This is a genomic window from Rhizobium gallicum bv. gallicum R602sp (genome assembly GCF_000816845.1).
Lineage (GTDB): Bacteria > Pseudomonadota > Alphaproteobacteria > Rhizobiales > Rhizobiaceae > Rhizobium > Rhizobium gallicum.
On the sequence record NZ_CP006877.1, the window covers coordinates 4064895 to 4081868 of the forward strand.

Consider the following 16974-nt stretch of genomic DNA (forward strand, 5'->3'; position numbering starts at 1 on the left):
TAAGTTCGGAAAACTGGAATACCGTATATTGCATTGCAGCAATGCGATGCGCGCAAGGCTCCTCGAATCCACATCTCACTGTTGCCGCTTTTTGCGGCATTGGAAAAATAGCTCTATCGCGTTCGCACAGTCTAATAGCATATCCACCTGAGCGGAATTCCAGTCCAAAAACGAGGGCGGAGCGGTCCTCAAGCCGGAGAGGGCGCAAAACCGACGAAGTTAGGACCAGACCAGATTCGCCAAGCTATGTCGCGTCGGGCCGTAGCGGCTGCCGACTGTTTCAGTAGCAAACGCGACCACGGCAGGGCAGCGTCTCGCCCGACGCGGACTTCGATGCCGGAGCAATTGGGTCTGGACTCGCGCCTCAGTAACTGATCGACCTCGAGTAACTGATTGACGCCGGCCACCTTGGCCCTCGTAGCTCGGGGCACGTATCCGGCGTTTTCCGCGTGACTACGACTTGCCGAACAGATTGATGACCTGGCGCATGAGCACTTGCGCTGGACAGCCCCATCTATTCCCCGAACCCGCAAAGCCAGCGTTTCGGTATACGGGTAAGATTTGTATTCTTTGGATACGTACAATTCGAATGAAATAAGCAATCAATCGTATATCTCTAACATCTAATACTTCGGCTTGAGTACTCGGAACTGGGGCATACTCATGCGTGAAGTTCTCAAACGGCATGTCGATCGATTTATTCGCGACGAGGTCGGCAACTTTGCAATCCTGACTGCGGTCGCAATCGTTCCCTTGCTGGGGGCGGCCTCCGTCGCGATCGACTTCGTTAATGCCAGTTTCGAGGCTGACAAATTGCAGGAGGCGCTGGACAGCGCCACGCTTGCGGCGGTGCGCCTTTACGGCGAGGGCTACAGCGAGGCGGAAGCCACTCAATTGGCGAACGAAATGTTCTTCGGCAATTATCAAGAGGCGGCTGCCGTCTCCCAGGGCGACGATGCAATCACCCCGGCAGCGGAACCTCCATCCCTGCATATCGTCTATTCCCTGGCGGGACAGCAGGTAACGGCGACGGCTGACTACGCAGTCAACTACCAGCCGGCATTTCTCACTCGATTATCATTCCCTATCTCCCGCCGCAGCAGCACCGCTTACCAAGCGGGCAACGAAGCCTGCATTCTGGCGCTCAGCCCGACGGCAGATCGCGCCTTCGAGGTTTCCGGTAGCTCGAAGGTCGACACGTCGAATTGTGCGATCACCGCGAACTCGCGCAGCAACGAAGCCATCTATGTCGGTGGATCAGGAAGCCTGAAGACGGAATGTCTTTATACGCCAGGCAAGATCTCCGCCTCGCCGTACAAAATCGATCTCGAATGCGACAAGCCGTACGAGGGAACGGCAGCGGCCCTCGACCCATTCAGACTCAAAACGGTGCCGAAAGCAGGTACGTTGGCCAAGAACAACGGCTCGGGCGAACTGGTGCCCGGGACGTACAAGGGTCTCCAGGTCAAGGGCGATGTGAAGCTGCAGCCCGGTGACTACATCATTGACGGGGGCAAGCTGAATTTCGGGAGCCAGTCGGTCATCACTGGCGAAGGGGTCACATTCTTCCTGCTCAACGGCGCTGAAATCGACATTCATGGCGGTTCGACCGTTAACGTCACTGCCCCGACATCGGGGCCATGGGCGGGTTTCGTCATCGTTGCCGACCGCAATAACACGTCCTCCGCAGTGATCAATGGCAACAGCAACTCGAACATCAGCGGCATCATCTACATGCCAGCAGCCGAAGAAATTCAGTATTCCGGCAATGGTACGACGTCTGGCGAGTGCGTCCGAATCATCGCCCAGAAAATCATCATGACCGGCAACAGCACTTTCAAGCTCGATTGCAAGTCGGAACTGGCGAACAACGAGATCAATAATCTCGGCGCCGTCCGGCTTGTCCAATGAGGGTGGAACACACGGCGACGGACGGCGGCCACATCTTTGGCGTCTTGCCTTCGCGGTAAAAGCCTGTCTAATTTTCCGCTCTGCCCGAACCCGGCAATCTCGATCACCTGCTATCGATGGCCGGTGGTGGTCTGGCCGATATCAAACAACCTCCAAGCCGATATTTTCTTCAAAACCTATCCCTAGCCAATTCTATCGATATCGATATATTCCTGTGAATATTTCGTCGGAGAATTGAAGATATGCATGATCGCCGGCAATGGATGAAACGTGTCGTCGGAATGTTTTCCGTGGTCGCCTGGATTGGCGCTGCCGGGCTGTTGCCGCAGCCAGCAGGGGCCAAAGACAGGATCACCGTCTTTGCGGCGGCGAGCCTCAAGAATGCCCTTGATGCCGCAAATGCAGCTTGGGCGAAGGAAAGCGGCACGGAAGCCGTCGTTTCCTATGCAGCGAGCTCCGCACTCGCCAAGCAAATCGAAAATGGCGCACCAGCCGATATCTTCATCCCCGCCGATCTCGACTGGATGGACTACACCGCCAAGAAGGGCCTGATCCGGGGAGACACCCGCGCAGACTTGCTTGGCAACCGCATCGTGCTGGTGACTGCCATCGATAAGGCAAAGCAGGTCGATATTAAGCCGGGCTTTGATCTTTCCGGTCTACTTGGCGATGGCAGGCTCGCCATGGGAGAAGTGACATCCGTCCCCGCCGGCAAATACGGCAAGGCCGCGCTCGAAAAGCTCGGCGTCTGGGCATCGGTGGAGCCGAAGATTGCCGGTGCCCAAAGCGTTCGTGCCGCTCTTGCGCTCGTCTCCCGCGGCGAAGCGCCTTATGGCATCGTCTATCAGACAGATGCGGCGGCAGATGACGGCGTCGCAATCGTCGGCATGTTTCCGTCCGATTCGCATCCGCCGATCATCTACCCTATCGCACTGCTTGCCGCCAGCAAGAACCCGGACGCGGTTGCCTATCTAAAGTTTCTAAGGTCGGATAAGGCCGCTCCCTTCTTTACTGCGCAGGGCTTTACGATCCTGAAGTGAACAGGGAGTTTATCCGCAGCTTCGAACCGATCTATCGGAGATACCCAACTTGGATTTTGGCCTGAGCAATGATGAGTGGACGGCTATCTTGCTCAGCCTGCGGGTTTCCGTTGTCGCCATGTTCGCGAGCCTGCCGTTCGGCATTGCGGTTGCGCTGCTTCTTGCCCGCGGCCGCTTCTATGGCAAGGCTGTTGTCAATGGCATCGTTCATCTGCCGCTCATTCTTCCGCCGGTCGTCACAGGCTTCATTCTTCTGATCCTCTTCGGCCGCAGGGGACCGATCGGCAGCTTGCTGGATCAATATTTCGGGATCGTCTTTTCCTTCCGCTGGACAGGCGCAGCTCTCGCCTGTGCGGTCATGGGGTTCCCGCTGATGGTCCGAAGCATACGGCTTTCGATTGAAGCGATCGACCGCAGGATCGAGGAAGCGGCAGGCACGCTTGGCGCAAGCCCGCTATGGGTGTTCCTCACCGTTACGCTGCCGCTGACGACGCCTGGAATCATCGTCGGGATGATCCTGTCCTTTGCCAAGGCGATGGGCGAATTTGGCGCAACCATCACTTTCGTATCGAACATCCCGGGCGAGACTCAGACGCTGTCTTCGGCCATCTACACATTCACCCAGGTCCCAGGCGGCGACGCCGGCGCTATGCGCCTCACCCTGGTTGCTATCGTCATCTCCATGGCAGCGCTGCTGGCGTCTGAACTCATGGCGCATCTCGCTGGCCGGAGGATAGACCCGGAATGACGCTCACCATCGAAACCAGGCACCGCTTCGGCGCCTTCATCCTTGATGCAGCCTTTACCTCCGAAGTCGGCGTAACGGCCCTCTTCGGCCGATCCGGTTCGGGCAAGACCTCGATGATCCGCATCATCGCCGGCCTCGTCCGGCCGGATGAAGGCCGGGTTCTCCTCGACGGTACGCCACTCACCGACACGGCCAAAGGCATCTTCATCCCCCGCCATCGCCGCCGTTTCGGCTATGTCTTCCAGGATGGCAGGCTCTTCCCGCACTTGAGCGTTCGAAAGAACCTCTCCTATGGAAGCTGGTTCGCGCCCAAGGCTTCGCCAAGCGGAAACTTTGACCACATCGTCGAGCTGCTCGGGATCGAAAGCCTGCTCGATCGGAGCCCTTCCAATCTCTCAGGCGGAGAAAAGCAACGGGTGGCGATCGGCCGCGCGCTGCTTTCCTCTCCGCGTCTTTTGCTGATGGACGAACCGCTCGCAGCGCTTGACGAGGCCCGCAAAGCCGAGATCCTGCCCTATCTCGAACGTCTGCGTGACGAGACGCAGATTCCGATCGTCTATGTCAGCCATTCGATCTTCGAAGTGGCACGCCTCGCCAATCAGGTCGTCGTGATGCGCGATGGCAAGGTTGAGGCCGCGGGCAGCGCGACCGATGTGCTGAGCCGTCCTTCGGCGGCCGAAGACCGGCGCGAAGCAGGTGCCCTTCTGGAAGGCGCTATCGAAAGCTTCGATGAAAAACATCGCCTTGCGACGCTCGCATTGAAGGCGGCCCGCCTTTATGTGCCGGGTGTCTCGGTGCCGCCGGGCAAGCGCGTTCGCGTCCACATTCCTTCCCGCGATGTCATGCTGGCGACCGTCAGGCCGGAAGGTTTAAGCGCATTGAATATAATCGACGGCATCGTCCGACATACATCGCCTGCGGAAGACGGAACGGTCGAGGTGCAGATCGACTGCGGCGGCGATATCATCCTGTCGCGTATCACCGCCCTGTCTGTTGAGAGGCTCGATCTTGTGCCCAACAAGCATGTCTTCGCTGTCATCAAGACAGTCGCGCTGCAGCCGTGACTATTTTCTTGCCGCCTCGGCCTGACTGCGGTTGCCTTCCAGCCAGGCAAGATCGCCCGCAAGGGCTATCCGCATGGCGTCCTCCATATGCCGGAACCGCGACAGCAACTCCTCGCCGAACGGCGTCAGCGCAGCGCCGCCACCCTTCTGGCCGCCGCGCTGGGATTCGACTACCGGCGCCTTGAACATGCGGTTCATGTCGCTGACGAGCAACCAGGCGCGCCGGTAGGACATGTCCATCGCCCTGCCGGCTGCCGAGATCGAGCCGGTTTGGCGGATGTGCTCCAGGAGTTCCATCTTGCCGCGGCCTAGGCGATCCTCGTGTGGAAAGCTAATGCGTAGGATGGGAACGAGTTGATTTCTGGCGGTAGTGTCCATTCGGTTCTGCAGTTACGGAAAATCGCAGCCACTTTACGCTTGGCCGTTGGCGCTGTACACAGCCGCCTTGCTGCCGGTAACGACATAAATCTTGAACGCGAATTTAAGTCTTCGCGAAATGAAAACCGGCTCGTGTCTTGAAAGATTAACGGTTTGATGCCTATCTTAACCATGATTTGGTTCGCCCAAATCAGTGATGCGCATGTTCTGTTATTGCAGGAAAGGAAAAGCACTGACAACAGTACACGCCAAGGGAAGAACGCTCGCCGTTGTCCCGAAGAGCCTGGAACGTGGCGCCGATGCCGCCGCCCGCGCTCTGCAAGCTGTCCTCACGAGCCTTGAGGACTCCAAAGCTGAAGATATCGTCACCATCGACATTGCTGGGAAATCTGCGCTGGGGGACTATATGGTCGTCGTCTCCGGCCGATCGAACCGCCATGTCCTGGCGATCGCGGATCATCTGCTCACCGACTTGAAGGACGAGGGCTTTGGCGCAGCCCGCGTTGAGGGCAAGGACGGCGGAGATTGGGTCTTGATCGACACCGGCGATATCATCGTGCACGTCTTCCGCCCCGAAATCCGCGAGTTCTACAACATCGAAAAGATGTGGGGCGCGCCGGATTTGGACGAAGAAACGCGGCACTGATAGGCGGGCCGGCTTGTCCGGTGCCTGAGCGCGGCAATAAACAGGCCGGAAACATGAGAACCCGGCCCAAAGCCGGTATTGTGCCTTCGCGGTGCATGACAGGAGCGGGTGGATGCGGGTTGGTCTTTTTGCGGTGGGACGGCTGAAGTCCGGCCCCGAGAAGGATCTTGCGGCCCGCTATTTCGACCGTTTTGCCAAGGCTGGTCCTGCGATCGGTCTCGAATTTACTCGCGTTGCCGAGGTTGCTGAAAGTCGCGCCGCCAGTGCAGAAACGCGCAAGCGCGAAGAAGCAGCCATGCTGCAGAAGACGCTAACTGAAGGCAGCATTCTCATTCTCCTCGACGAACGCGGCAAGGCGTTGGACAGCGAAGCTTTTGCAAAGGTCCTCGGCAACTATCGCGACCAGGGCAAACGGGATCTAGTGATTGCCATCGGCGGAGCCGACGGCCTTGACCCGGCGCTTTACGACCGCGCCGACATGACCTTATGCCTCGGCAAGATGACCTGGCCGCATCAGTTGGTGAGGACGCTCATTGCCGAACAGCTCTACCGTGCCGTCACTATCCTTTCCGGTCACCCCTATCACCGCGTCTGATCAGTCACGCAGCCGTGTTTTGCCAAGTGTGACCTTGTTCGCCAATCTTTCTGGCAAATGACGGCAAATCGGCATAGTCTCCGCGCGATTTGAAAGTTACCCCTGAACACGCATGACGAGAACTGCCCGCAAGCGAACGCGATTGATCCTGCCCGCATTCGCGGCTGGCCTCGGCGCGACAGTCATTTTCGCCCAGTTCGATTTTGGTGGAGCGGGCGCGTTCGCCCAGGATGCACCAGTCGCAGCGCCCGGGGCCGGAACATCTCAACAGGCCGATCAGACGTTGCCGGACCCGGCCGCCGAGCTCAAAAAAAAGCGCGACGAGACCCGCACTGAGCTCGAGGCCCTGTCAAAAACGATCAATCTTTCGTCAGATAGAGTGATGGCGCTGCAAAAAAGCATCGCCGATCTGGACAAAAGCAGCACGAACATCCGCCAGGCGCTGATCGATTCCGCAGCAAGGCGCAAGACGCTCGAAAAACAGATCCTCGAAAGCGAAAAGAAGCTTGCCGATCTTGGCATCAAGGAGGACGCCATCCGCCGCTCGCTTCATGAGCGGCGCGGGCTGCTTGCCGAAGTGCTCGCCGCCCTTCAGCGCATGGGCCGCAATCCGCCGCCCGCTCTCCTTGTGACACCGGACGATGCGCTTGCCTCGGTGCGTAGCGCCATCCTGCTGGGTGCTGTCGTGCCAGGCATGCGCAAGGAGACCGATAAGCTTGCCGCAGATCTCGCCAACCTCGCGGCCTTGCAGGCGGCGAGCGTGGTGGAGAAGGCAAATCTTACCGCCACCATGACGAATGGTATCGAAGAGGAGCGGCGCATGGACCTGCTTCTTGCCGAAAACGATAAGCTAAGCCGCAGCAGCGCTGCCGATCTCGAAGCCGAAAAGAAGCGCTCTGAGGAATTGGCAGGCAAAGCGACAACGCTCGAGGGCCTCGTCGCTTCGATGGAATCCGAGATCGCCTCCGTGCGCGAAGCCGCTGAAGCGGCCCGGCGCGAGGAAGAGAACCGGAAGCTGCTCACGGACGAGCAGCGGGCACAAGCCAGGGCACTTGCCGACAGCGGTGTGCCCGATAAAAACCGCATTGCGCCCGCATATCCGTTCGGAGAATTGAAGGCGAAATTGGAGCTGCCCGTGGCGGGCGATATTCTGCGCCACTTCGGCGACGCCGACGGCACTGGACACGAGGCCATGGGAATGACGCTAGCCACCAATCCGGATACGGTGGTGACTGCGCCAGCGGATGGACTGGTGGTTTTCGCAGGCGCCTTCCGCAGCTACGGCCAGATGATCATCCTCGATGCAGGCGAGGGATATCACTTGGTCCTCTCCGGAATGGACATAATCAGCACGCGCCAAGGAAAATTCGTTTTCGCAGGCGAACCGCTTGCGGTGATGGGTGCAAAAAGAGTCGCGAGCGCAACAGCATTGGCGCTGGAAACCAACCGGCCAACGCTTTACATTGAATTTCGAAAGGACGGAAAACCGGTCGATTCCCGACCGTGGTGGTCCGCCAAAGACACTGGAAAGGCACGCAATGATTCGTAGGGCTTCTCTTGTTCTGGTCGGCGCATTGATGGGTGCGACTGCCATGAGCGTAATTTATGCGGCAGGAGTGCCGGCCGAAGCGGCCGGGGCATCCACCTACAAGGAACTCTCCGTGTTTGGGGACGTCTTCGAGCGCGTCCGCGCCCAGTACGTCACGCCGCCGGCAGAAGACAAACTGATCGAAAATGCCATCAATGGCATGCTTTCGTCCCTCGATCCGCATTCGAGCTATATGAATGCCAAGGATGCCGAGGATATGAGCACCCAGACGAAGGGTGAATTCGGCGGTCTCGGCATTGAAGTCACGATGGAAGACGAACTCGTCAAGGTCATCACGCCGATTGACGATACGCCCGCGTCCAAGGCAGGCGTTCTTGCCGGCGATTATATTTCCGAGATCGACGGCCAGTCCGTCCGCGGATTGAAGCTCGAAGAAGCTGTCGAAAAGATGCGCGGCGCCGTCAACACGCCGATCAAGCTCACACTCATCCGCAAGGGTGCGGATAAGCCGATCGAGTTGACGATCGTTCGCGACATCGTCGCCGTACAGGCCGTCAAGTCTCGCGTCGAGGATGATGTCGGCTATCTCCGCGTCATCTCCTTCACCGAAAAGACCTATCCGGACCTCGAAAAGGCGATCGCCAAGATCAAGACGACGGTTCCGGCCGACAAACTCAAGGGTTATGTGCTCGATCTGCGTCTCAATCCGGGCGGTCTGCTCGATCAGGCAATCAAGGTTTCTGACGCTCTGCTGCAGCGCGGCGAAGTGGTCTCGACCCGCGGCCGCAATCCGGACGAGACCCGACGCTTCAATGCCGGCCCGGGCGACCTCACGGATGGCAAGCCGGTGATCGTGCTTGTCAACGGCGGCTCGGCCTCCGCTTCGGAAATCGTCGCCGGTGCCCTGCAGGATCTACGCCGCGCGACTGTTCTCGGCACGAGGTCCTTCGGCAAGGGCTCCGTCCAGACGATCATTCCGCTTGGCGAAAACGGCGCACTCCGCTTGACGACCGCGCTTTACTACACGCCGTCGGGCCGCTCGATTCAGGGCACCGGCATTACGCCGGACATCAAGGTCGAGGAGCCGCTGCCGGACGATCTGAAGGACAAGATGGCAACCGAGGGCGAGTCCAGCCTGCGCGGCCATATCAAGGGTCAGAGCGAGACCGATGAAGGCTCAGGTTCTGTTGCCTATGTTCCCCCGGATCCGAAGGACGACGTGCAGTTGAATTATGCGTTCGACCTGCTTCGCGGCAAGAAGACCGACCCGGCCTTCCCCCCGAATCCGGACAAGGCGGTTTCCGCCAAGTAACTTTCATGGGTCGTCAGGCCGGATTGTTGATCCGGCCTGATTTTTTGCTGTTTCCCGGTTTTGGAGCGGGCGAGGAAATTGGGAACGGATTTGCATGCACCATTAGGCCAGAACCGCAAGGCTGGCCGAAAGCGGCCGAATATCTTGCGGATCGGCCGGATTGCCGCCAGCCTCTGCCTGATCGCGATCGGCGGCTTTTCTCTCTACACGATGCTCAGTGACGATGGCCTTCAGCGGACACAGCCCCCTCTGGCCGAACAAGCGGCGTCACCACCAACAGATACCGGCCAGCCCCCCCCGACGCAAAGCCAGGCCGCAAATGGCATGCCTCGCTCCGACCCAAATTCCGGTGCGAATGTCGAGCGGATGGTGACCGGGGACGGCTCGGTTGTGACCAAATACAGCCCGCGGCCACGCGATGATAACGGCCCGGCGCTAGTAGACGCCATGCAGGTCGGCCAGGATCCGCGCATGGCGGCGATGCCGAATGAGAGCCTTCTGGAAGACAGCCAATTTGGCCGCCTACCCGTCATCGGGCCGGATGGCCGTCGCCCGATGGATCAGTATGCACGTCCATGGTCGGGCGCGCGCGGCACCCGTGTGGCGATCGTGGTCAGCGGTCTCGGCCTCAGTCAGACGGGTACGCAGCGCGCCATCAAGGAACTTCCGGAGGAAGTCACCCTCGCATTCGCCGCGAGCGGCAACAGCCTGCAGCGTTGGATGCAGGAAGCGCGCCGCAGCGGCCATGAGATCCTCCTGCAGGTTCCACTGGAGCCCTTCGATTATCCGGCAAACGATCCCGGCCCCGAGACGCTGCTGACCTCGAAGTCGCCAGCAAGAAATATAGAAAACCTGCACCGCGCGATGGGCGAAATCACCAATTATACGGGCATCATGAACTATCTGGGAGGGCGTTTTCTCTCCAATCCCGATGCCATGGAGCCGGTGATGCGCGATATCGGCAAGCGCGGATTGCTGTTTCTCGACGACGGTTCGTCTGCGCAGTCAAAGACGGAAGCTGTGGCGAAGGGAACGGAGCTTCCTCATGCTTTTGCGGACCTGCAGCTCGATGGTCAGGTCGATGTCAACGCTATCCTGCAGAGGCTTGACGAGCTCGAGCGCATTGCCAAGCGCAACGGCCAGGCAATTGGTGTTGCGGCGGCTTTCGACGAGAGTATTGAGGCAATATCCAAATGGAGCGACGAGGCGGGGATGCGGGGCATTGAGATCGTCGGTGTTGCTGCTCTTGCTGCAGATCCTAAAAATCCTTAAGGAGCATCCCGTGAATCAGGCAACAATCAAAGCCGAAGACCTTCCTTACCGTGCCTGCGTCGGCGTGATGGTTCTCAACCGCGACGGGCTTGTATGGGCGGGCCGGCGTGTCCCGGTTGGCAATTCCGAATATGATGGCTCACCACAACTGTGGCAAATGCCGCAAGGTGGCATCGACAAGGGCGAGGATCCGCTCGAAGCGGCATACCGCGAACTCTACGAAGAAACCGGTATCAGAACTGTGACCTTGCTCGCGGAGGCGAGAGATTGGATCAACTATGATCTACCGCCGCAACTGATCGGCATCGGCCTCAAGGGTAAGTTTCGCGGCCAGACCCAACGCTGGTTCGCCTTTCGCTTCGAAGGCGATGAAAGCGAAATCGCCATCAACCCGCCGCCCGGCGGCCACGAGCCAGAGTTTGATGCCTGGGCGTGGAAATCCATGCACGAGCTGCCTGGGCTGATCGTGCCTTTCAAACGCGCCGTCTACGATCGGGTCGTTTCGGAATTCAGCCACTTGGCCGACCTGCGAGCAGCGGACTGACGACGGCAGCAGTCTCTCGATCCAATTCCACTTTGCCGGTCCCCGAACAACCGGGGACGCCAAGGCTTACATATGGATGATTTTGGCCTTTCCTGTTCAAGGTTGGAAACTTGAAGAAAACAGGATAGCCACCGGCAAGTCTTTCAACGGCAGTCCCCTCTTCGCCTCCCAACTCCTTCCTTTTCGAATCCCGTTCGACATCGAGAATCTTTTGATTTCAATTGGTTGAAGGTTCTGCACTTCATCGAGGGTGGGCGGTTATAGTAGGCGCGACCACTTTCCGTCAGCCAGGTCGCCTTTGTTGCGAAGTCTCAAGCCGGAAAGCGGCTGAGAGCCAAGCGAGCCCTGTTCAAAATTGCCTCCGCAGCCACTATACTCTCTGCCTTGGACGGGAGAGAGTTCATGCGTCCACTAGCCCAGTGCCAAACGTTATTGACCGCGGTTCTGGCGGCCGCTGCCGCTGTGGTCTCGACATCTGCGTCCGCTCAGGATCGCCTTGCCGAACGTATGGCGATGATCGAAACAATCAATTTGCACGCTCGCTCAGCGCCGTCAGCCGTCGAGGGCCAGGGCATCGATCCGGTGGTGCTGAAGACGATGGGGAAGGTGCCGCGCCACTTCTTCGTCCCCGAGGAGCTGCGCATGGCGGCCTATCGAGATCGACCGCTGCCGATCGGATACGGTCAGACGATCTCGCAGCCCTTCATCGTCGCGCTGATGACCGACCTGATCAACGTCGGACCCGGTGACGTTGTCCTCGAGATCGGCACTGGCTCGGGCTATCAAGCAGCTGTCTTGTCGCCGCTCGCAGCAAAGGTTTACTCGATTGAGATCATACCGAAACTGGGCGAAAGGGCAGCCGCCCGGCTCGCGGAGCTCCACTTCGACAATGTCGAGGTGAAGGTAGGCGACGGTTATTATGGTTGGCCCGCGCACGCACCATTCGACGGAATCGTGGTGACTGCTGCTGCCAGCCACATCCCCGCGCCACTGGTCGAACAGCTCGCAGGGGGCGGCCGGATGGTCGTCCCCGTCGGAGGTCCCTTCGCGACCCAGTTTCTCATGCTGGTCGAGAAGCGAGTGGACGGAAGCATCACGACCCGGCAGCTGCTGCCGGTGAGCTTCGTGCCGCTGAGGGGCGGTCAGCCTCGATGAGAGTGGTTCACCTGCTGCCGGTCGGTCTCATATCGGCGGCGACCCTTGCCCACGAAGTGCTCCTAATGCGGCTCTTCTCGATCATTCAGTGGCATCATTTCGCCTATATGATCATAAGCATCGCGCTCCTGGGCTTCGGCGCGAGCGGTACATTCCTTGCGTTCGCCCGCCGCCCCCTGGTGGAACGCTATCCCGCCGCGTTCGCAGCGTCGGCAGCCCTGTTCGGCATGACCGCGGTTGCCAGTGTCGCCGGCGCCGAACGGCTTCCGTTCAACGCGCTTGAGATTATCTGGAATCCGGGGCAGCTCGGTTGGCTCGCGGCCAGCTATGCTGTCCTGGTCCTGCCGTTCTTTTTCGGTGCAACCTGTATCGGACTTGCCTTCATCCGCCACCCTGGCCAGATTGGACGCGTCTATGCCTTCGACCTAGTCGGCGCAGGGATCGGTGCGCTGGGCACCGTCGGGCTGTTGTTTCTTGTCCCTCCCCCTGCAGCAGTGTGCTTCGTCGCAGCGCTGGGATTCGCCGCGGCTGCCCTCGCCGCGACCGACATGGCTCGTCATCGTTGGCTCGGCGTGGGCAGTTTAGGGCTTGCAGCCTCGCTCATCGCGGTGTGGCTACCACCGTCCTGGACGGACCCCGGCCCGCATATGTCGCAGTACAAGGGCCTGCGCATGGCTCTCGAAGTGCCGAACGCGCGAGTCGTCGAGGAGCGATCAAGCCCGTTGGGACTGCTGACGATCGTCGAGAGCCCGACCGTGCCTTTCCGGTACGCGCCGGGCCTCAGTCTCGCCAACACCCAAGAGCCGCCCGCCCAACTCGCCGTCTTCACCGATGGCGACAGCATAACGACGATCACCGCCTATGGCGGCGATCCGGCGACAGTTGCATATCTCGACCGGACAACGGCGGCGCTCCCGTACCGCATCCTTAAGCGGCCGCGAATGCTGATCCTTGGTGCCGGCGGCGGCGAGCAGGTGCTGCTCGCGCTGCGCGCCGGAGCCGACACCGTGGATGCCGTAGAGCTCAACCCGCAGATGATCGACCTTGCTCGCAATCGCTTCGCGGATTTCGCCGGCAGCATCTTTAGCCGCCCGAACGTGCATCTGCATTTGGCCGAGGCGCGCGCCTACGCCGCGGCTACGGACGAGCATTACGACCTGATCCAGATGCCGCTCCTTGACTCTTTCAGTGCGGCCGCGGCCGGCGTACAGACCATGCATGAGAACTACACCTACACACTAGAGGCGCTGCGCGATTACCTCGCAGTGCTGAGACCGGGTGGTATCATCGCCATCACGCGATGGCTGCGGGTGCCGCCACGCGACATCCTCAAGCTGTTCGCCACGGCTACCGCAGCGCTTGAAGCTGATGGCGTGACCGAAGCAGGCCGGCACCTCGCCCTGATCCGCAGCTGGAACACTGCAACCCTCCTCGTCGCCAAGTCGGCGTTCACCGGCGAAGACGTCGCAGCCATCCGCGGCTTCGCGGCCGAGAATTTCTTTGACATTTCCTGGGCGCCGGGCATCTCGTCAGCCGACGTGAACCGTTACAACCAGCTCGACCAGGAGTATCTTTACGAGGGAGCCCTCGCCCTCCTCGACCCCAAGAAGCGGGCCGATTTCATCGAGCGCTACAAGTTTGATATTGCACCGGCCACTGACGATCGGCCTTATTTCTTCGACTTTTTCCGCTGGCGCGCCCTGCCCGAACTCCTAACGCTGCGCACCCAAGGTGGGGCAGCGATGCTCGACTGGGGCTACCTGATCCTGGCGACGACCCTCGTCCAGGCCGCGATCCTCAGCGCCGTCCTGATTCTGCTGCCGCTCTGGCTTCGCCGGCGGGCACTCGCAAGAGGAGTACATCGACTGCGCTTCGGGCTTTATTTCCTTGCCTTGGGCCTGGCCTTCCTCTTCATCGAGATCGCCTTCATTCAGCGCTTTGTGCTGTTCCTCGGTCATCCGCTTTACGCTGTCGCCGTCGTGCTTGCGGGATTCCTTGCCTTCGCGGGTCTGGGTAGCGCCCTTGCCGCACGCTGGATGGCGGTCGTCGGACGCGGGTCCGCGGTGCGCGGCATTGCACTCGCCGTCATGGTGATCGCATGCCTGGCTGCCACCTACCTGGTCGCGCTGCCTTTGGTATTTGAACGGCTGCTGGCATTGCCGGATGTCGCAAAGATCGCGATCGCACTCCTCCTCATAGCGCCGCTCGCCGTCTTCATGGGCATGCCCTTCCCCCTCGGCCTCGGTCACGTTGGCGCCTGCTCGGAGGCGTTTATCCCCTGGGCGTGGGGGATCAATGGCTGTGCGTCGGTGCTGAGCGCGATCCTCGCGGTACTGCTTGCAATGCATATCGGGTTCAATGGCGTCGTGGTGATCGCCATCATCCTCTATCTTGTCGCCCCGGCCTTACTCGCCGGGTCGTGGGACCGATACGTTCCGCAGACGCCGCAAGGCTTTGTTCCAGATCAGGACCGTACGCGAGTTAAACCAACGCCTGAACATCCGATCCGTTCAGGGAATGCGTCAATCGAATCCTGGAGGGGATGATGTCCGTAGCCCTCGTCGCACATTGCGACTGGAGCATCGATCGACAGAAACGCTGGACGTGCGTCGCTGTTTACGACGGTAGCCGTTGGATGATATCGGCGCCGGAGCCCGTCGGTGATACGGCGACACTACTGCCCCGGCTACGGCAGCGAGCCAAAGTCGATGGTGCGACGCTTGTGGGCTTCGACTTTCCGATCGGATTGCCGGAGGTTTATGGCAGGGCGATCGGGCTTTGTTCTTTCCGCGAGGCCTTGCAGACCTTCGGCACGGGTTCCTTTGCGGATTGGTTCGTGGTCGCCGAGCATCGCCGCCAGATCTCGCTGCACCGTCCGTTCTATCCAATGCGCCCGGGCGGCACGCAACGCCAGCATCTGTTCGACGCGCTGGGAGTGGCAACAGGTAACGATCTTCTCCGGCATTGCGAGCGTGCCACCGGCGAGCGGGGAAATGCCTGCATGATCTTCTGGACGTTGGGCGGCAATCAGGTCGGTAAGGCCGCGATAACCGGTTGGCGCGAGATCATCGTCCCCAACCTTGCTGAGATCGCCCTCTGGCCGTTCGACGGCGGGGTCGACGCCCTCGCGAAGCCTGACGTCACCATCGTCGCCGAGACCTATCCCGGCGACGTCTATGGCCAGCTCGGTATCCCCCGCCGACCCCTCTGGAGCAAGCGACAGCAATCAGGCCGCCAAGCCATCGGCCACCATCTCATCCGTTGGCTCGCTGCACGCCCGCAGGTCGACGGGACGGCTATACGCGAAGCCATTTCCGACGGATTTGGGTCAGACAAAACCGGCGAGGATCGTTTCGACGCAACGGTCGGCCTGTTCGGTATGCTCGATGTGGTAGATGGCTACCGTGATGACGGCGTCCCGGATGACAAGGTTATTGGTCAGTTGGAAGGTTGGATCCTCGGCCAAGCAGGCGCAAGGGGCCGTGGTTCTCAACGGCGCGGGGGACCGCCATGAATGCCCTTATTCGCCACCGGAAACGCGCTAAGAGCATCGTTCCCGCGAAGTACGAGGAGACTTGGATCGAAGATCCCGATCGTCCCTCCGGCATTATCGAGGCGCCACCGGCCTCGCAATGGAAATGGCCGACCTCGTGCGTGCGTCGGGTCGCCGACGACGCCAAAACGGGACCCAGCACGTCCAAAAAAACAAGGAACTGAGAGAAATTAACCGCAATTAGCTGGGATCCTGGATGCGGCGCTCGATGGAACGCAATTCCATCCCTGCGCAACACGCGTCCTCGACGTGAAGAACCAACCGGCCGCATATTTGCGGCCGGTTGGTTTTGAAGGTTTAGTCACTCGGCCTCGTTGGCAGAATCGGCGTTCAGCTGGCCATACTTGGCTTCGCCGATCTTCTCGAGCAACTCGAGCTGCGTTTCGAGGAAGTCGATATGGCCTTCCTCATCGGCAAGAAGCTCCTCGAAGAGCTTCATGGAGACATAGTCACCGGCGTCATGACAGATGTCACGCGACTTCTTGTAAGCTGTGCGGGCATCATACTCGCCGGCAAGATCGGCTTCCAGAACTTCCCTGACGTTCTGGCCGATGCGCAGCGGAGCAAGCGTCTGCAGGTTTGGATGCCCCTCAAGGAAGATGATGCGCGCGACAAGACGGTCGGCATGATGCATCTCTTCAATGGATTCGGCGCGCTCCTTCTTGGCAAGCTTGGTATAGCCCCAGTCTTCCAACAGGCGGTAGTGAACCCAATATTGGTTGACTGCGCCGAGTTCGAGGAAAAGTGCCTCGTTAAGCCGCTCGATGACCTTTTTGTCGCCTTTCAATGTCCGCTCTCCTGTTTTCTTCATGGAATTGTTTCAGGCGGGACATGAAATCAAATATCTCGTCATCCGTCGAGTCGCGACGGGCATGATATTCCTCGGTGGTCTGGATGATGAGGTTGACGACGTTGGGGAAACAACCACAGCAACGGCCGCGCTTTTCCATCGCATGATAGACCTTCGCAGGCACGATAAGCTGCCAACAGTCTTCATCGAGAAGGTCGTTGATGACCTCCCGGATTTCCTTGTCGGTTATATAGTTGCAACTGCAGACGAGCACGTCTTCATTTCCAAACATGACACTGACTATCGTGTTTTCTGCAAAAGAAGATGGTGCGTGTCAAGAAAAAAATCGAGGTAGAAGGCGCGGCCAGGAAGAGGAACCGCTGAACGGACCATCTCGGTCCTGATCGCACTGGCGTC

The 16974-nt window shown here is 59.7% G+C and carries 15 protein-coding genes and 1 pseudogene; 13 read left to right on the forward strand and 3 right to left on the reverse strand.

The genetic code is table 11. The features are described from left to right. The first annotated feature begins 663 nt into the window (after positions 1-663). The 4 genes from RGR602_RS19825 to modC all read left to right on the forward strand — a co-directional run bounded on the left by RGR602_RS19825 (position 664) and on the right by modC (position 4763). Entirely contained in the window at positions 664-1911 is a 1248-nt protein-coding gene (locus RGR602_RS19825) for a TadE/TadG family type IV pilus assembly protein (RefSeq protein ID WP_039846506.1), read from the forward strand. A 242-nt stretch (positions 1912-2153) separates the two neighbouring features. After that, on the forward strand, positions 2154-2951 hold the full coding sequence (modA, locus tag RGR602_RS19830; RefSeq protein WP_039846507.1) for a molybdate ABC transporter substrate-binding protein: 798 nt from the start codon (positions 2154-2156) through the stop codon (positions 2949-2951). A 49-nt stretch (positions 2952-3000) separates the two neighbouring features. Beyond that, positions 3001-3699, forward strand: a complete 699-nt coding sequence (gene modB / locus RGR602_RS19835) for a molybdate ABC transporter permease subunit (protein WP_039846508.1) — start codon at positions 3001-3003, stop codon at positions 3697-3699. Continuing rightward, complete coding sequence (gene modC, locus RGR602_RS19840; protein WP_039846509.1) at positions 3696-4763, forward strand: molybdenum ABC transporter ATP-binding protein; 1068 nt, start codon at positions 3696-3698, stop codon at positions 4761-4763. The genes modB and modC overlap by 4 nt, the downstream gene beginning before the upstream one ends. Here modC and RGR602_RS19845 read toward each other — a convergent pair whose 3' ends face one another. Next, on the reverse strand, positions 4764-5141 hold the full coding sequence (locus RGR602_RS19845) for a winged helix-turn-helix domain-containing protein (RefSeq protein ID WP_039846510.1): 378 nt from the start codon (positions 5139-5141) through the stop codon (positions 4764-4766). It lies immediately after the preceding gene. Positions 5142-5343: 202 nt separating this feature from the next. Here RGR602_RS19845 and rsfS point away from each other — a divergent pair, with 202 nt between their 5' ends. The 9 genes from rsfS (at position 5344) to RGR602_RS19890 (ending at position 15728) form a co-directional block, all read left to right on the forward strand. Then, positions 5344-5787: a ribosome silencing factor gene (rsfS, locus tag RGR602_RS19850; protein WP_039847046.1), complete on the forward strand. Its 444-nt coding sequence runs from the start codon at positions 5344-5346 to the stop codon at positions 5785-5787. A gap of 112 nt (positions 5788-5899) precedes the next feature. After that, positions 5900-6382: a 23S rRNA (pseudouridine(1915)-N(3))-methyltransferase RlmH gene (gene rlmH / locus RGR602_RS19855; RefSeq protein WP_039846511.1), complete on the forward strand. Its 483-nt coding sequence runs from the start codon at positions 5900-5902 to the stop codon at positions 6380-6382. A 142-nt stretch (positions 6383-6524) separates the two neighbouring features. Continuing rightward, on the forward strand, positions 6525-7931 hold the full coding sequence (locus tag RGR602_RS19860; protein ID WP_039847047.1) for a murein hydrolase activator EnvC family protein: 1407 nt from the start codon (positions 6525-6527) through the stop codon (positions 7929-7931). Beyond that, positions 7921-9243: a S41 family peptidase gene (locus RGR602_RS19865; RefSeq protein ID WP_039846512.1), complete on the forward strand. Its 1323-nt coding sequence runs from the start codon at positions 7921-7923 to the stop codon at positions 9241-9243. Before RGR602_RS19860 ends, RGR602_RS19865 begins: the two co-directional genes overlap by 11 nt. A 78-nt stretch (positions 9244-9321) precedes the next feature. Continuing rightward, positions 9322-10515, forward strand: coding sequence for a divergent polysaccharide deacetylase family protein (locus RGR602_RS19870; protein ID WP_039846513.1), 1194 nt, complete (start codon positions 9322-9324; stop codon positions 10513-10515). Positions 10516-10525: 10 nt separating this feature from the next. After that, complete coding sequence (locus RGR602_RS19875; protein WP_039846514.1) at positions 10526-11059, forward strand: RNA pyrophosphohydrolase; 534 nt, start codon at positions 10526-10528, stop codon at positions 11057-11059. Between the two features lie 402 nt (positions 11060-11461). After that, positions 11462-12214, forward strand: coding sequence for a protein-L-isoaspartate(D-aspartate) O-methyltransferase (locus RGR602_RS19880; RefSeq protein WP_039846515.1), 753 nt, complete (start codon positions 11462-11464; stop codon positions 12212-12214). 65 nt (positions 12215-12279) lie between these two features. Continuing rightward, positions 12280-14760, forward strand: coding sequence for a class I SAM-dependent methyltransferase (locus tag RGR602_RS19885; RefSeq protein WP_203226176.1), 2481 nt, complete (start codon positions 12280-12282; stop codon positions 14758-14760). After that, the gene (locus RGR602_RS19890) at positions 14760-15728 is read left to right on the forward strand and encodes a hypothetical protein (RefSeq protein ID WP_052451626.1); all 969 of its coding nucleotides are present in this window, start codon (positions 14760-14762) and stop codon (positions 15726-15728) included. Before RGR602_RS19885 ends, RGR602_RS19890 begins: the two co-directional genes overlap by 1 nt. Positions 15729-16068: 340 nt before the next feature. Here the strand turns inward: RGR602_RS19890 and bfr are convergent, their stop codons facing one another. Together bfr and RGR602_RS38510 are read right to left on the reverse strand one after the other, a co-directional pair. Continuing rightward, positions 16069-16554: a bacterioferritin gene (bfr, locus tag RGR602_RS19895; protein ID WP_039846517.1), complete on the reverse strand. Its 486-nt coding sequence runs from the start codon at positions 16552-16554 to the stop codon at positions 16069-16071. Continuing rightward, positions 16520-16925, reverse strand: a pseudogene (locus tag RGR602_RS38510) ((2Fe-2S)-binding protein). Before RGR602_RS38510 ends, bfr begins: the two are co-directional and overlap by 35 nt. Positions 16926-16974: the final 49 nt, after the last annotated feature.

What these genes read in the sequence shown, in the direction of transcription:
- RGR602_RS19885 (WP_203226176.1), top strand. Translation starts at nt 12,280, where the DNA reads ATGCGGCTCTTCTCGATCATTCAGTGGCATCATTTCGCCTATATGATC.
- modA (WP_039846507.1), top strand. Translation starts at nt 2,154, where the DNA reads ATGCATGATCGCCGGCAATGGATGAAACGTGTCGTCGGAATGTTTTCC.
- RGR602_RS19825 (WP_039846506.1), top strand. Translation starts at nt 664, where the DNA reads ATGCGTGAAGTTCTCAAACGGCATGTCGATCGATTTATTCGCGACGAG.
- RGR602_RS19865 (WP_039846512.1), top strand. Translation starts at nt 7,921, where the DNA reads ATGATTCGTAGGGCTTCTCTTGTTCTGGTCGGCGCATTGATGGGTGCG.
- RGR602_RS19890 (WP_052451626.1), top strand. Translation starts at nt 14,760, where the DNA reads ATGTCCGTAGCCCTCGTCGCACATTGCGACTGGAGCATCGATCGACAG.
- rlmH (WP_039846511.1), top strand. Translation starts at nt 5,900, where the DNA reads ATGCGGGTTGGTCTTTTTGCGGTGGGACGGCTGAAGTCCGGCCCCGAG.
- rsfS (WP_039847046.1), top strand. Translation starts at nt 5,344, where the DNA reads ATGTTCTGTTATTGCAGGAAAGGAAAAGCACTGACAACAGTACACGCC.
- modC (WP_039846509.1), top strand. Translation starts at nt 3,696, where the DNA reads ATGACGCTCACCATCGAAACCAGGCACCGCTTCGGCGCCTTCATCCTT.
- RGR602_RS19845 (WP_039846510.1), bottom strand. Translation starts at nt 5,141, where the DNA reads ATGGACACTACCGCCAGAAATCAACTCGTTCCCATCCTACGCATTAGC.
- RGR602_RS19880 (WP_039846515.1), top strand. Translation starts at nt 11,462, where the DNA reads ATGCGTCCACTAGCCCAGTGCCAAACGTTATTGACCGCGGTTCTGGCG.